Raw genomic sequence first — 14,949 nt, forward strand, 5'->3', positions numbered from 1 at the left:
CTATCCGTATGTCTCATTAAAACCTGATACTCGTTGGATGTGCGACCTGATATACTTTGGAACTGCAGCTCCCCCGACTCGACAGTGTGTCGAAACTGATCGCAAAAAGACAGCGTGCTGGTCCGTGTCGCGCAAATGTCCGATAGCGTCAGTCGTCGGCTGCGGCTTCCTCGGCCGTGCCGTACAGACCCTCAACCTCCGTGATTTCTGGATCGATTCGATCCACCCCGCCGGTCGCCCTCTCGGCGCTTTTCGTGTCCTTCAGGCCAAAGCCGGTGGACACCACGACGACGGTTTCGTCTTGCTCGATTATCCCCCGGTCGAGCGCCGTCTGGACGCCGGCAACGGGCGTTGCGCCTGCCGGCTCGGAGTAGATTCCCTCGGTGCTGCCAAGCAGTTTCTCGGCGTCCAGAATCTCGTCGTCGGAGACCAGCACGCTCGTCCCCCCGCTCTGTTCCAGCGCGCGGCATGCTTTGATCGTGTTCCGTGGCCGTCCGACAGCGATTGAATCGGCCAGCGTTTCGGCGATATCGTCGATGTCCTCGTGGTCGTGGAAAGTATCGTGGATGGCCGACGCCCCCTCGGCCTGGACGCCGAGCATCTTCGGGTGGTCGTCGACGTAGCCGAGGTCGTAGAACTCTTTGAACCCCTTCCATGCCCCGGCAATCGTACAGCCGTCACCCATCGAGAAGACGACCCAGTCGGGGACGTGTCCGCGAGCGATAGACTGGTCGGCGAGTTCGTGACCGACGGTTCGCTTGCCCTCGACTTGGAACGGATTGATGGCCGCGTTGCGGTTGTACCAGCCGTACTTCTCGGTGACTTCGACGCTGAGGTCGTAGGCTTCGTCGTAGCTGCCGTTGACAGCCAGAACGTCCGCACCGTAGACGAGCGGCTGTGCGAGTTTCCCCGTCGGGGCGTCTCCGGGGACGAAAATACGGCAGTCCATCCCCCCGCGGGCGGCATAGCCCGACAGCGATGCGGCTGCGTTCCCGGTCGAGGCGCAGGTAATGATGTCGCGACCGGCGTGTCTGGCTTTCGTGACAGCGACAGCGCTGGCGCGGTCCTTGAAACAGCCAGTCGGGTTCCGCCCGTCGTCCTTGACGAGCGTCTCGACGCACAGTGCGTCGCTGAGGTTCGGGGCGTCGAAGAGGTCCGTCCCGCCCTCGTTGAGCGTCACGATATCAGCGTCCGTTGCGACTGGCAAGAACGCCTCGTATTTCCACTGGCTCGCAATCGATCCACCGAGGTCGCCGTCGAACGCGTCGTCGATAGCGTCGTAGTCGTACGTTACTTCGAGAATTCCCTTCACGCCCTCGTGTTCGGGACAGGTGTAGATTATCTGGTTCGGGTCGTACTCTGCCCCACAGAGTGTGCACTCGAGGGTCGTCACTTGCGTCATGCCCATACTACATTCTGAGTACAACCGGGTATAAAACCGTACTGCGGCTTTAGATCGATTGTGAGGTGACCCTCCTCTGTCGTGGCTGCCACACCTTCACACACAGACAGCACACGCCACACATCTATTTGTGGTTTAACTATCAGATCAATGGCTGCGAAAACCGCTACAGCGGGCGGTCCAAGAACTCACCACGGCCCGCCGTTGACCGGACCTCGTGATCCTTTGCGACAATCTCACCACCAGCGACGACCGTGTCCACACGCGCACTCCAGCGCTGTCCCTCGTACGGCGTCCAGCCACCGACGAACGTGTGGTCGTCGGCGGTGACCTCGTACTCCTCGGTCCGGACAAGCATCACGTCCGCATCCGTTCCGACCTGCAGCGACCCTTTCCGTGGATAGATTCCGGCGTTCCGTGCCGGAGCTGTACACACGAGCTCGCGGAGCCGCGGCCAGGATATCCGATCCTCGTGGACGCCCTCGCTGACGAGGAACTCGACCATCGTTTCGACGCCCGGGAGGCCGGCGTAGGGCTCCCAGATATCTTCCCAGCCGGCTTCCCGCGTCTCGCGGTACGTCGGAAAGTGATCCGTACCGATGAGGTCGATCGTCCCGTCCTGCACCGCATCCCAGAGCCGCTCCCGTTCAGCGTCCGATTTGAGGCTGGGGTTGACCTTCAGGAACGGCCCCTTGTCGGCAACGTCACCCTTTGAGAAGGCCAGATACTGTGGACAGGTTTCGAGCGTGACTGGTACATTGGCTCGTGATTTGAAGCGCCCGGCCTCGCGTGCGCCGCTTCCGCTGGAGATGTGGACCACGTGCAGCGGACAGTCGGCGTACTCCGCGAAGTAGCCCGCGCGGGATATCGCGTCAAGTTCGGCTTCCAGCGGTCGTGAGTCCATGTATACGTCGGGCTCGTCGCCGTCGATAGTCGACCGCGCGTCGTCGAGCAGTCCCTGCGTCTCGCAGTGAACGCGAACCGTCCCCCCGGCATTGCCGACACGCCGCATGAGCGCCGCGATAGATGCGTCACTCGCGAGGTACGGGTCTGCGGTAAATGTCTTGAAATCCGCCGTTCCGGCGTCCATGATGCCGGCCACGTCGATATCGGGATCTTGAATATTACCTGCGACGAGGCCGAAATCGACGTGTGCGAGCGCCGAGCACGTCTCTGCTTTCTCCTGCAGTGCGTCGGGAGTTGTGACGGATGTCTGCGTCGGTAGCTCGACGACCGTCGTCACCCCGCCGGCGACCGCACTCGCGGTCTGGGACGCGAAGTCAATCCCCTCGGGAAACAGTTCGTCGTCGTGCATATGCGTGTGCACGTCGATAGCGCCCGGGAGCGCGACCATGCCGTCTGCGTCGATGACGGTGTCTGGGTCACTGGGGGCTGGGATCGAGGCTGCCGGACCAACGGCGTCTATCGTTCCGTCAGAAATCGCAATCTCACCGCGGTGGACACCCGATGCCGTCACCACCTGTGCACCTTTGATGTGAATGTCTGTCATACCAGTATGGCCAGGGCGAACGACGAAAACAGTTGGTGTGTGAGACGCCACATCCGTCGCACACCGTGGTTGTGATAGAGTGGCTGGTAAGGCCGTTCTGGGGCGGAGTAGCTTTTAGTCGGTTGACGGTTTCCCCCAACCTGTGATACTGAACGCAGGGACGCTCATCACGATGGACGATGAGCGCACGGTCCGGTCGGAAGTACACGTCGTGGTCGAGGGCGGTGAAATCGTCGCTATCGAGGACGGCTACGCGTCCGGTCCTGACGCGATCGACGCCACTGACGAAGTCGTCATCCCGGGACTGGTAAACTGCCACACCCACATGTACGCGCTCCCGATTCGCGGCGCGCCGCTCGCTGCGTCACCCGAGAGTTTCTACGAATCGCTCGTCGACATCTGGTGGAACGTCGACGAGGCGTTTACTGAGCGCGACGCTCGCCTGTCCGCGCTGGGGTCCTGCGCCGAAATGCTTCAGAGTGGCGTCACCACCTTCTGTGACAACTACTCCGGACCGAACACGCTGCCGGGCGGACTTGACGCCGTTGCCGAGGGGGTGGCACAGACGCCGATCCGTGGGATGATTACTTTCGAGACGACAGCCAGAAACTCCGAATCTCAGGCCAGAGACGGAATCGCTGAGAATCAGCGATTCATCGACGAAGCGGAAGACCGGTACGACACCGTATCCGGCCACTACTGCCTCCATACACTGTTTACTAACACCGAAGACATCGTTGAAGAGTGTGTCGACCAGGCTATCGACGACGACCGCCCGATCCAGATACACCTCGAAGAGGGACTGGTCGACGTGCACGAATCCATCGCCGACTACGGGAAACGACCGGTTCCAGCGCTCCAAGACATGGGCTTTTTCGACGCCGAGGTCATCGCCGCCCACTGCGTCCATTCCACCGAGTCCGAAATCGAAATTCTCGCAGATAACGATGTCAGCGTCGCTCACAACCCCTATTCAAACATCAACAACGCCGTCGGTATCGCCGATGTCGAAACAATGCAAGCCCACGAAATGACGATCGGACTCGGTGACGACGGATGGGACCCGGACATGTTCGAGACCATGCGCTCAGCCGTCGGTATCCACAAACTCAAGCAACGCAACCCCAGCGGCTTCGACATGGCGACTGCCCTCGAATGGGCGACAATCGGCAGTGCGGCGGTGCTGGGGATGGACGACGCTGTCGGCAGTATCGAGGTCGGCAAACGCGGTGATTTCGTCACGCTGGATCTGGGGCCGAATCCAGTGTTGGACGGGAGCGCGCCCTACTACGTCGTCAGCGCCGCAAGCCGTGCGGATGTAACCCGGACAATTATCGATGGAGAGCCTGTGTATGATCAGACATCAGGCATCACCGGCGTCGATGATTCGGATATGACTGCTGTCGGCGATGCGAGTGCCGAACTCTGGGAGCGGTTGTAGGTCAGTTCCCCACAGGTGTCCTCCTCATCCGTGGCAATGGGGCTGTACAGATAACACCCTAAGTGCGTAAATTTTTTGCCGGCAACCCCCCCCACTGCACCCTCTTCAGACAGGATCTAAAATTACGCCCTTAGGGTGTATAATATTAGTTGAAATTCTGATATCGGTGGTAATGTACACACTCTGTACACACACTAATACGACTGCAGCGTAGCAGAGGGGCCAAATTTGTCTATTCCGTATCTTGTAGCAAATATTTCTGGTTCCCATATGTAATAGTGGGACTGTGTTCGTGGGTGTGATATGGTAGTTAGTGACGCCTTTGAGACGTTCACGCAGGTACTCGAATGCCTGGATTCGTCCGACACTGAGGTCAAATCGGTCTCAGTCAGGGGCCAGACGACCGCGGATAACGACGAAATCAGTGCCGACCTGACGCTCGCAACGCCGGTATTCGGTGGCGTATCGATACACGATGACGTCTCTGTTGGTGCTGAGGAGTTCGATGTGACTGATAAGCGGATTGAGATTGATGTGACGGTTACCGTCCCTGTCGGAACTGACATACCGGTACCATCAGACGATCAGGGAGACGCGTCCAATGAACTGGCAGAGAGCCTCTCGCAATCGGATTCCGTGCCAGCATACAAGGACCCCGAGGCACTTCAGGCGGCCTACGAGGCCTGCGATACGTTCCCGGAGATGACCGAAGCGCTTGACGCCGACGTAACCTCCGAAACTGTGCGTCGGTATATGGTGGAGTACGATATCCACGACCCGACTGACACGACGCCACAGGCAGGCGGACTCAGCCTTGCCGACGTGCAGACAGATTCCGAGACCGACACCGACGCACGCTCCTCGGCCGAATCGGATTCTTCTGACGACAGGGCGGGTGACAACAGCCAACCCGACGAAGCGGACGGACTGGGGGCCAGATCTGTCGCTGACCTGCTCGCTGAGGCGGACTCGCAGGACAGCGACGACAATCTCGTCGCGGATGGACTCGGTATCTCTCAGGACGTGACTGTGGCCGACCTCGCACAGACTGTTACTCAGTCCACTTCTCTGGACGAGGTGACCCAGCGTCTCGATTTGAGCCAGACACACGCCCGGAGGCTACTGTCCGAGTTAGATCTCCTCGACCTCGTCACCCATCGGCTGGCAGCCACCCAGATACGTGTCTCGAACGCGGAAATAAAGCGCCGTATTACTGCTGCCAGTCATTAACTGCTCTCTACGTGGTGGTCGTGTGCGAAGACAATCCTTCATTATAAAAGGAAAATGTTTTTGTAGCCCGGTTTGAATGTGTGACAAATGGCAACTATACGCGTACGTGATTGGACGAAAGAACAGATAGAGAAGATACGTGATACGGAGTCTCACTCCTCGCACGATTCGGTTATCAAGTCGCTGTTGAAAGACCGGAAGCTGGCCAAATACGCGGACGATGCCCCAGAGGCCGTACCGGAGCCCGAATCCGACTCTCTGACGAACGATCCCGACACCCCGTTTGATGACCTGACTGTACTCGGCGAGCTGTCCGGTGCGGATAACGGGGTGTTGTTTCTCTGGTGTCCCAGTTGCGGGAACGAACTAGCCCACCTGACCGCTGATAATCCACTCGGCCTGTCCGTGTTCGAGATCGAATGCCAGCGCTGTCTCACCCATCTCGACCGACACGCCATCGTTGCCATCGAAATCGGCTATCCGATCGAGCAGAAACTGGTCGAGGACTGTCTGCAAGATAACCTCAAAGAATGCGTCGTCGACTACTGGGACCGCACACTCGACGACGCTGCTGTGGGAGCACTTGACGACGATCTCGACCCAGCGCATCTCGTCTGGCAGTTCGACCAGTATCTCCGGCAGTTCTCGTGGGAGTGGCCTGCGGATGTCCCTGTTGTCGGCTTTGCCACGGGCGAAACCTATCGTAACACCACCACTGACGAGTACCTCGACGTTATCGAACCGGTCTCGGAGAACCGGAACGCGATGGATTCGTTCAAGATACGGCGGTACGTCGGCGACCCAGAAACTCACGACGGTGAGACGGAAATTCTCGACAGTACGACTGTCGTCGATCACATTGTTAACCGGCGACTGCTGATCGAAGCACGCACTGACTCGGCTTCACTGCCAGAGTCGACCGAACCAACGACGTGAGCAGTACAGCCAGTCCGCATAGCTCTCTACTCTCTCCAATCCGTAGCTCTTACCGGGTTTATAAATACATAATTGACTAATATAGGGGCAGTTATATTTGAATAGATGAGAAAATATGGCGGATAACTCTTCGTGAAGTAATATAATAGTGAATGGCCGGGATATGAATATATAATTCCAGTATCTTACTACACAAAAATAGACACTACGTATTAGCTCGTCTCGGCTGTCGGACGGGAGCACCGAAGGCACACAACGCTCTCTGCGACCCAGTTCACATCTGTCGAACCACAGTGTGGGCAGCGGTGGTGGTCGGTGTCGTACTCCGTCGTTCCGCGCGGGGTCGCAAGGAAGCCGTCGTCGATCACCTGCTCGATGAGACTTGGGAACCGCTGGCGTTTGACGACGGCCCGCTGTGCGAGGAAGCTCCCGGGGTCGCCCGGGTCCGCGCCGTGGAGGTCTTCCCAGGGAATAGCGATTTCGCCGTTCGCGGGGCCACGGGCGACCTGCTGGAGAAGCGTCGCAGCAGCCTCGAACAGCGGCGTTGTCCCCCACGCCTGCGGGCTGTCGACGGCACTACCGGCGTCGTTGTATGCCGCCTCCGCCTCACGGTACGCCGACTCGATTCCGTCGAGTCCCCCGGCAGCTCGGAAGTCTGCAACGAATTCCTTGAGACAGGCGTGTTGAACTGGGTGTTCGAGCCCGTTCGTCAGGTCTTTCGCAACGGCGACGCCCTCGACCCCGCGACGGGTAGCGCGCGTATCCTTTCCAGCGACGCGGTAACAGACCGCACTCGTCGCGAGGTACTGGAGCCCGTCACCGACCCAGCCCTTCTTGTCGGCCGCGAACGGCTCGATACCCTCTCGTGGGTCCGCAAGAACACGCCACCCTGCCCGCGTGTATTCGTCGCCGGCTCGCCGATACTCACGGTCAGCAATGGCGGCGATCGCCGCCGCTCGGTGTCCCGCATCCTGTGTGCGCATGCGTTTTTTATGAAGTACGGCCTTACAGCCTTTCTCACCCAACAGATCGGTATCATTGTTGACTCGAACCGTCAGACAGAATACGGGTCCGCCCTCTCTGTGTTGCATGGAGTTGGTTCCCCTCGTTACGGCGCTTACGGTGTCACTCCGGTTCGTTATCGGCGTGGCCGCCGGTGTCGTCGCGACGGCTGTGATGGACCTGGTGATGGCCAGACTACCGGAAGGCGAAACACCGCCGTTCATTGCCTCCGGTGTATTGACCGATAGCGCCCCGCAGGACGCCCCCGGACGGCTCGCGAGTGTGGTCCACTACGTCGCTGGCTGGCTAACTGGCCCGCTGTTCGTCTGGGTGCTTTTCACCAGTGAAGGGCTGTTGGGCGGGTCATCGATACTCACGGCGGTCCTCGCTGCCGTTGTTCTGTACACGCTGATGGTCGTCTTTTTCGTCTTCGTCGTGCTCCCGCGTTCCCGACTGCCGTCGGCCCGGATCGCAGGCATCCGACGCGACTGGGCGATCTCGGCAGCTGCGTATCTGCTCGTTCTCGTGCCACTCGTCGCACTCGGGTTTCGGTTCGTCTGACTCGGTTTGGCCGCGATACCGCTCGATACCGCTACAAACGGACCTGTTTACAGGCAGCGCTCACTCGGCGAGCGACAGTTTGCCGTCCGATCCTACTTCACCGACTTCGCCGGTGTGATACCAGTCGTCCCGAAGCGTTTGTGAGCCAGTCTGGCTGTCGTCGAGGAATCCACCGAGGACGGTTGGCCCACGGATCAGTAGTTCTCTGTTTTCGGAGACAGCGATCTCAACACCTGGCATCGGGTCGCCGATGGACTCCTCGACGTAGGAATCCGCCGGGTTCAGTGCGCCGACACCGGTTGTTCCGACCGAGCCGTACAGCTCGCATATCGGAACGCCCAGCCCACGGAAAAAGTACAGCAGATGATCGTCTAGCCGGCCTGTCCCAGACAGCGCATAAGTGAGGTTTGACAACCCCATTTCCTGCCGCAGCGGCTTGTACACGAGCCGATTGGCGGCTCTGTATTTCAGCGGCGTTCCCCGTCCCCCGACGATCCCCTCCCCGTAGGACGCCACTCGACCGCCGACCTTCCGTTTCATCCAGCCCATGTCGCCGAGACGGTCCTGTATCGTCCCGTAGAGCTGCTGGTACATCTTCGGGACACCGACGAGCACGTCGGGGTTGACGGCCGCGAGCTGGTCGACGAAGTCCTCGGCCCCAAGGTAGGCGACGGCGCTCCCGGTCGCCCAGAGATAGTACGTCGAAACACGCTGGTAGATGTGCGCCAGCGGAAGCGAACAGGTCCCAGTCGCTTCGGGGCCGGTAGGAAGCGCCTCGCGGAGGCTCTCTGCGGCAGCCAAGAGGTTTCGGTGTGTCAGCGCACAGCCGGCCTTCTCTGCGGGGGAAGCCACGTCGAACGCGACTGTTGCAACCCCGTCGCCGTCAGTCTGCAGGCCGGGCAGCACTCTCGCCTCCTCGGTCGGTAAGTCCTCGAAATCGAGCACGGTCCCGACAGCCATCGCGAGGTCTTCGGCCACGTCTCCTGCTGCCACAAGTCCGGTTGCCCCGGTCCGTTCGATAATCTGGGCTGCTCGGTCGTCGCTCGCAGACGGGTAGAGTGCGACCGGGACCAGCCCGGCGAAGTGACAGGCTAGGTCGAGCACGGACCATTTGAACTGAGACTGTGCTCTGATTGCCAGTCGGTCCCCGGGGCGCAGTTCCGTTGCGAGAAGTCCGCCTGCGACTGCCTTCGCCCGCTCGGCCAGCTCCTCGAAACTCCGTTCGACGAACTCGTCGTCATCTCGGACGAGCGCTGCGGTCCGGTCCCCGTGGTTCGCAACGATGTCTTCGAACCAGGCCGCTACTGACCCGTCCGGGACCGAAAGCGAGCCCCCGTCATAGATGTCGCTGTCGAGGCGCACGCCGGCGGCTTCGCTCTGGCGGTCAACTGGGACGGGGTCGTCCGAAGCCGTGCGGTCCTGATAGAGTTGCCCGGGTTCGTACTCGTAGTCGTCGCTGACCTCGGTCTGGAAGTAGTCCGCGTAGTTCTGGTCTTCGTCGCCGGCGGCGATGTGTGCATCGAGCCAGTCCCGGGCAACTGTCAGGACCTCCATCGTGACGTACTCCCCGTTCTCGTGTTTCTCGCGGAGTTCTCGCACCTTGTCGGCGAACTCCTCGTGCATTTCACGATGGTTGTAGAAACAGTCGCTACAGTCCATGGCGTAGCCACAGTTCTGCATGAACTCCTCTTCATCACCGAAATGGTACTCCGTGTAGCGTTCCAGTTCTCGGAGAATGTCACCGACCTCTTCCTCGGAATGCCCCTCGTCCATCGCCGTATGGAGGTCGTTCAGTAGCCCGAACAGGCGCTTGTGCTGTTCGTCGAACCGCTCGATATTTGTGCTGTACCGTTCGTCATCCCATTCGGCGAACTCCCCCGTCGAATCTGTGCCCATACCAGTTCTGTTACCCATTATTTGAAAAGTAACTCTCACGTTCTCACCGAGTGAAAATGCGGTCTGCTTCCCAAGTAGTTACCAGGCAACGTTGCATTCGGGATGCGAGAATTAAGTGATGAAGCGGTCGTCGATGTCCTTACTGACAACGGAATCGGTGTGCTAGCGCTGTCCGGCCCGACAGGCGCGGCTCCATACCCGTTCCCGGTCGCGTTCGGGTACGACCCGGCGACGGACAGCCTGGCGTTTCACCTGTCAGAGAGCGACGAGAGTCAAAAACACCGCTATTTGACGGCGGACAGCACCGTCGGGTTCACGGTGTACGAGGAGACCGAACCGAAAACCGTCTGGCGAAGCGTGGTAGTCTCGGGTGAGCTAGTAGAGGCGACCTACGACGAGGTAGAGCCAGCCCTTGCCTCGCTGGCCAGCAACACACAGTTCGCCCCCAACCCAGTCAGCTGGGACGACACATCGACCACGACGCCGTACGAACTTCGAATCGACGACTGGGACGGACGTGAATTCCGAGTCGGATGAAACCCGTACCACAAGCCACTAGCGGTGGCGTCCATCGAACCCCTTGTAGCGCTGTGTTCGCTTCTCTTCGTCGCGGTTTGCGTTCTCAATCTGCGGGAACCAGCGACCGTAATTATGCCGTGAGGGCCGTATCTACAAACAGAGGTGTCCCAGATGCTTTCGCCAACAACTGCGCTACTCCAGCACGGACCGATGGGGCCCCACGGTGGGGCAACGGGAATGGTCATGGCCCCCGGCGGCTGGTGGCTACTGCTCGTAGCGTTCGTCATCGCTGCTGTGGCGGTCGGTGCTTTGCTGTACGTGCAGCTACAGGGCGAGGCGACCGCCGAGCCGGATTCGCTGGAGACGCTCAAACAACAGTACGCATCGGGCGAAATTGACGCGACGGAGCTCGAAACGCGGGCTGACCGATTGCTCCAGTACGAGTCATAGCCCGACACTGGCAGTTCCATCCGCTGGCAGTCCGGGAAGGAGTCTCCTGTAGCACTGTCCACTGTGACCCCCTGCGTGCGCTCACCGACTGTCCGGCACGCACTTCGTGGTGCATTTATTCCGCAACGGTGTACGGTGGGTATGGACCCGGACGACGTTCGCGACGATTGGGCCTCCCGCTCCGGGAAGTTCTCGCCGGCGTACTACGCTGAGATCGGACCGAACGAGGTGAGCGAGACGCTGGTCAACGTGCTCGACCATTACGTCCACGACGATGCCCGGATAATCGAACTGGGCTGTGGCTCGGGCCGCCATCTGGCACACCTGCAGACCAACGGATACGGGAATCTCACTGGTATCGACATCAATGAGGAATCCTTCGACGTGATGGCCGAGCACTACCCTCGGCTCGCGGATTCGGGGACGTTCCACACCGGTGCCCTCGAAGACATCGTCACCGAGTTCGAAGACGACGCCTTCGATGTCGTCTACTCGGTCGAGACGCTCCAGCATATCCACCCCGATGATACGTGGGTGTTCGAAGAGATTGCCCGTATCGCCGGCGACCTCCTCGTCATTGCCGAAAACGAGGGCAACAGCCCCGAACGCGGACGCGAAGACACTGACGTGAGTTACGTCAACGACGAGTTCCCGCTGTATCACCGCAACTGGAAGCAGGTGTTCTCGGAACACGGGTTCGCGCAGCTAATCCGCGAACCCACGTCCCGGGACACCATTCGCGTGTTCCGCGCGCCGTAGCCTTCACTGTATCTGTCATTTCTTGGCGGTGCCGTCATCGAACAGCTAGCCGTCGGGACATTCACAATCGATAACCGGGCAGCAACTATTTGTGTCACGGTATCATGGGTCAAGTTGGATCGCTATGCAACTGTGCCAAAACTGTCAGGCGGCTATCGACGAGTACCTCTTGGACAAACAACTCGAACCCCTGCGAGACCTCACAGTCGACGACTTCAATCTCTGTGCGGACTGCGTGACCGTCGTCGCGGACGCCTGTGTGGAGTGTGACGGCGCGGTGTACGTTCCCCGGTCCGAAACTGCTGTCCCTGACTGCTGTCCGGCGTGCCGGTCCGAGCACATTGACGAAACCGGGACCGACCCGGGCTGGCATTTCGACACGATGTCGACCTGACCCGGGACAGACACTCGCATGCTGGCCCGGAGTATTGGTCTGGGTCTGCCGACGTGGGCATCACCCTCGTTTTTGACGCTATTGGCAGTGAGCTGATGGATCGCTCGGTGACCGAATGAGAACTCCGTGGTATGTAGTCGAGGAGAACAATACGTCTCGGTACAACTGGCTTCGATAGCACCGCGGACACACACTCTTTTCAGGAATTTTTGAACGGCAGACGTGGCCGTAGAGGCCGTGCGTGTGCGTCACAGTGGCGATAGAAGCTTCATACTCCTCCAGCACATATAGTTGATCTCTACTGGAATGACACGCTCGACACGACATATTGGCTTGCTGTTTGCTGCGCTTGCACTCATCTGGGGACTTTCCTTTGTGGCGATCAAGACTGGTCTCGAAAGCGTCCCGCCGGTGCTGCTGGCAGCTGTCCGACACGATATTGCTGCAGTCGTCCTGCTTGGCTATGCCCTCTGGCGCGGCCGGTCACTGCGCCCACAGACCCGCGATGACTGGTCGCTGATTCTCATCGGCGGCACTGTCCTCATCGGCGCACACTTCGCGCTCCTGTTTCTCGGCCAGCAGTACGTCCCGAGTTCCTTCGGCGCAATCCTGCTCAGTCTCACGCCGGTTGTGACGCCGGCGTTCGCATCGACACTGATTCCGAGCTACAGGGCTCGACCGCACGAACTCATCGGCACCGTCTGTGGGTTCATCGGCGTGGTTATTATTGCGAACCCCACACCGGGAGCGGTCGGTGGTCGACTGCTCGGCGTCGCCCTCCTCATCAGTTCCGCTGTCGCCTTCGCTGTCGGTGCAGTCCTGACCGAACGCTACACCAGTTCGCTCCCGCTCGTGAGCCTGCAGGCCTGGATGACGCTGCTCGGTGCTGCCATCCTGCACGCCGTCAGCGTAGGGCTGCCCTCGGAGCAACTCGGAACCGTCACCGTTGGGCTTGAGCAGCTAGCTGCGATCGCGTATCTCGGTATCGTCGCCAGCGCAATCGGGTTCCTCCTCTACTTCCGCCTGATAAGCACAGTTGGTGCCGCTGAAACCAGTCTGGTTTCGTACGTGGTGCCAGCAGTGACGGCTATCAGCGGCTGGCTCCTGCTCGGGGAGACACTCGGCCCGGTGACCGTCGCCGGCTTCGCTGTCATCGTGGTCGGCTTCGCGTGGGTGAAAGCCGACGTGCTCCGGTCGCTACGCCGCCGCCGGACAAACTCGCCGTCGTACCGACCGTACGGGCCACAGGACGACTGCGTCGTCATCAGTGGGAACGCGTACACGACACGCGAGTGATGCCCTGATAGCATGGGCGTCAGGCCTTAGCCGCTGTCACCCATTGTGACGGTATGGCTTCACATCCCGGGTTCCACTCGCTCCACGACGAGACGGCGGCATCCATCTCCGTGACCGGTGACCTCCCGGACTGGCTCCATGGCAGTCTCATCCGGAACGGACCCGGCGCGTTCTCCCTTCCGAACGGTAGCAGTGTCGACCACTGGTTCGACGGCTTCGCGATGCTGTACCGGTTCACTTTCGACCCCAACAGTGACGCCGTACACTATCGGAACCGCTTCCTCAGGACGGACGCGTACGAGGCGGCGACGAGTGGCGAGTTCGAGGGTGGCTTCGCGACCGGCGAGACGACACTTCGCTCGCGGCTGGCGACGTTCCTGACTGACCCCTACGACAACACGAACATCATCGCCGAGCGGTTCGGCGGCGAGTACCTCGCCCTGACCGAATCGCCCCGGAAGGTGCGCTTCGACCCGAACACGCTCGAAACGACGGGCCACCTCGAACACGACGACGATGTGCCGACAGGGCAACTCTCCTGTGCCCATCTCAAACGTGACCCGACGAGCGGCGTCCTCGTCAACGTCGACACGGCGTTCGGACGGACCAGCCAGTACCACGTCACTGCCATGTCGCTCGACGGGACTCGGCGACACGTCGGGAGCGTCGACACCGACCAGCCGGCGTATATGCACAGTTTCGCGCTGACGCCCCGGTACGTCGTCTTGACTGAATTCCCGCTCCGACTCGACCCGCGACGGTTTCTCAAACCCGGGCGACAGGCACCCTTCATCGAGCAGTTCGAGTGGGAACCAGACCGCGGGACCCGAATCATCGTCATGGACCGCACTACTGGAACCATCGTCGCTGAACCGGTCATCGACGCTGTGTTCGGGTTCCACCACGTCAATGCGTTCGAACGAGCCGGCGGCAGGGAACTGGTGTTCGACCTCGAAACAGTACCAGACGCGACGACTATCGACTCGCTGTATCTGGATAACCTCCGTGCAGGTGAGATGGGTGCTATCGTCGGCCGCATCGAGCGGTTCACCGTGGACCTCGGTACCGGAAGTGATGTAACGCGATACGGCGATGCCGACGCGTCGGTGTCACGCGAAATGCTGTACCTGGACGGTAGCGCGCTACCGACTGTCTCACCGTCTCGATGGTGTCGCCCACACCGCTACGTGTACGCGATGGGGATGGATACCCCCGTCACCGAATGGGCCCGACGCGTCCTGAAAATCGACACGGACACGGGCGCTGTCGAGACGTTCGACGACGGTGGAGACTACTTCGGCGAGCCGGTGTTTGTCCCCGCACCCGACGGCGACACCGAGGCTGACGGCGTGGTGCTGGTCGTTGCGCTGGACGCAGACGCCGACCGGTCCCGGCTACTCGTCCTCGACGGTCAGACGTTCGAAGAGCGCGCCAGCGCATCGCTCCCCCACGCAGCCCCGTTCGACTTTCACGGCCGATACTTCCCCGAGATCCGAGTGGCGGCCGGCGACTGAGTCGTCGGGGGGACCCCTTCTTAATACGACTTCATCACT

The 14,949-nt window shown here is 60.4% G+C and carries 14 protein-coding genes; 10 read left to right on the forward strand and 4 right to left on the reverse strand.

Going from position 1 to position 14,949, the window contains the following annotated elements; all coding sequences use genetic code 11:
• Positions 1 to 148 precede the first annotated feature (148 nt).
• The gene (gene thrC / locus C443_RS00775) at positions 149 to 1,408 is read right to left on the reverse strand and encodes a threonine synthase (protein WP_005532868.1); all 1,260 of its coding nucleotides are present in this window, start codon (positions 1,406 to 1,408) and stop codon (positions 149 to 151) included.
• Positions 1,409 to 1,568: 160 nt separating this feature from the next.
• Positions 1,569 to 2,912: a dihydroorotase gene (locus C443_RS00780; protein ID WP_005532870.1), complete on the reverse strand. Its 1,344-nt coding sequence runs from the start codon at positions 2,910 to 2,912 to the stop codon at positions 1,569 to 1,571.
• 142 nt (positions 2,913 to 3,054) lie between these two features.
• Between C443_RS00780 and C443_RS00785 the strand changes: the two genes are divergently transcribed.
• The 3 genes from C443_RS00785 (at position 3,055) to C443_RS00795 (ending at position 6,519) form a co-directional block, all read left to right on the forward strand.
• Positions 3,055 to 4,353: an amidohydrolase family protein gene (locus tag C443_RS00785; RefSeq protein WP_005532871.1), complete on the forward strand. Its 1,299-nt coding sequence runs from the start codon at positions 3,055 to 3,057 to the stop codon at positions 4,351 to 4,353.
• A 303-nt stretch (positions 4,354 to 4,656) separates the two neighbouring features.
• On the forward strand, positions 4,657 to 5,583 hold the full coding sequence (locus tag C443_RS00790) for a hypothetical protein (protein WP_005532873.1): 927 nt from the start codon (positions 4,657 to 4,659) through the stop codon (positions 5,581 to 5,583).
• 87 nt (positions 5,584 to 5,670) lie between these two features.
• Positions 5,671 to 6,519 (forward strand): hypothetical protein, encoded by an 849-nt coding sequence (locus C443_RS00795; protein WP_005532875.1) that lies wholly within the window; start codon positions 5,671 to 5,673, stop codon positions 6,517 to 6,519.
• Positions 6,520 to 6,731: 212 nt separating this feature from the next.
• On the opposite strand, the gene C443_RS00800 is transcribed toward C443_RS00795, so the two are convergent.
• Positions 6,732 to 7,502, reverse strand: a complete 771-nt coding sequence (locus C443_RS00800; protein WP_005532877.1) for a hypothetical protein — start codon at positions 7,500 to 7,502, stop codon at positions 6,732 to 6,734.
• A 106-nt stretch (positions 7,503 to 7,608) separates the two neighbouring features.
• Between C443_RS00800 and C443_RS00805 the strand changes: the two genes are divergently transcribed.
• Entirely contained in the window at positions 7,609 to 8,082 is a 474-nt protein-coding gene (locus C443_RS00805; RefSeq protein ID WP_005532878.1) for a hypothetical protein, read from the forward strand.
• Positions 8,083 to 8,142: 60 nt separating this feature from the next.
• On the opposite strand, the gene C443_RS00810 is transcribed toward C443_RS00805, so the two are convergent.
• On the reverse strand, positions 8,143 to 9,978 hold the full coding sequence (locus C443_RS00810; RefSeq protein ID WP_005532880.1) for a bacteriohemerythrin: 1,836 nt from the start codon (positions 9,976 to 9,978) through the stop codon (positions 8,143 to 8,145).
• A 102-nt stretch (positions 9,979 to 10,080) separates the two neighbouring features.
• Here C443_RS00810 and C443_RS00815 point away from each other — a divergent pair, with 102 nt between their 5' ends.
• From C443_RS00815 to C443_RS00840, 6 genes are all read left to right on the forward strand, one after another.
• Positions 10,081 to 10,515, forward strand: coding sequence for a pyridoxamine 5'-phosphate oxidase family protein (locus C443_RS00815; RefSeq protein WP_005532882.1), 435 nt, complete (start codon positions 10,081 to 10,083; stop codon positions 10,513 to 10,515).
• A gap of 153 nt (positions 10,516 to 10,668) precedes the next feature.
• Entirely contained in the window at positions 10,669 to 10,947 is a 279-nt protein-coding gene (locus C443_RS00820; protein ID WP_311241336.1) for an SHOCT domain-containing protein, read from the forward strand.
• A 141-nt stretch (positions 10,948 to 11,088) separates the two neighbouring features.
• Entirely contained in the window at positions 11,089 to 11,706 is a 618-nt protein-coding gene (locus C443_RS00825) for a class I SAM-dependent methyltransferase (RefSeq protein ID WP_005532885.1), read from the forward strand.
• A 124-nt stretch (positions 11,707 to 11,830) separates the two neighbouring features.
• Positions 11,831 to 12,100, forward strand: a complete 270-nt coding sequence (locus C443_RS00830; protein WP_005532887.1) for a DUF7571 family protein — start codon at positions 11,831 to 11,833, stop codon at positions 12,098 to 12,100.
• Between the two features lie 306 nt (positions 12,101 to 12,406).
• A complete protein-coding gene (locus tag C443_RS00835) occupies positions 12,407 to 13,396 on the forward strand; it encodes a DMT family transporter (protein WP_005532888.1) in 990 nt (329 codons plus the stop codon).
• Between the two features lie 53 nt (positions 13,397 to 13,449).
• A complete protein-coding gene (locus C443_RS00840; protein WP_005532889.1) occupies positions 13,450 to 14,910 on the forward strand; it encodes a carotenoid oxygenase family protein in 1,461 nt (486 codons plus the stop codon).
• Positions 14,911 to 14,949 lie beyond the last annotated feature (39 nt).

It is taken from the genome of Haloarcula argentinensis DSM 12282, assembly GCA_000336895.1.
GTDB classification, from domain to species: domain Archaea; phylum Halobacteriota; class Halobacteria; order Halobacteriales; family Haloarculaceae; genus Haloarcula; species Haloarcula argentinensis.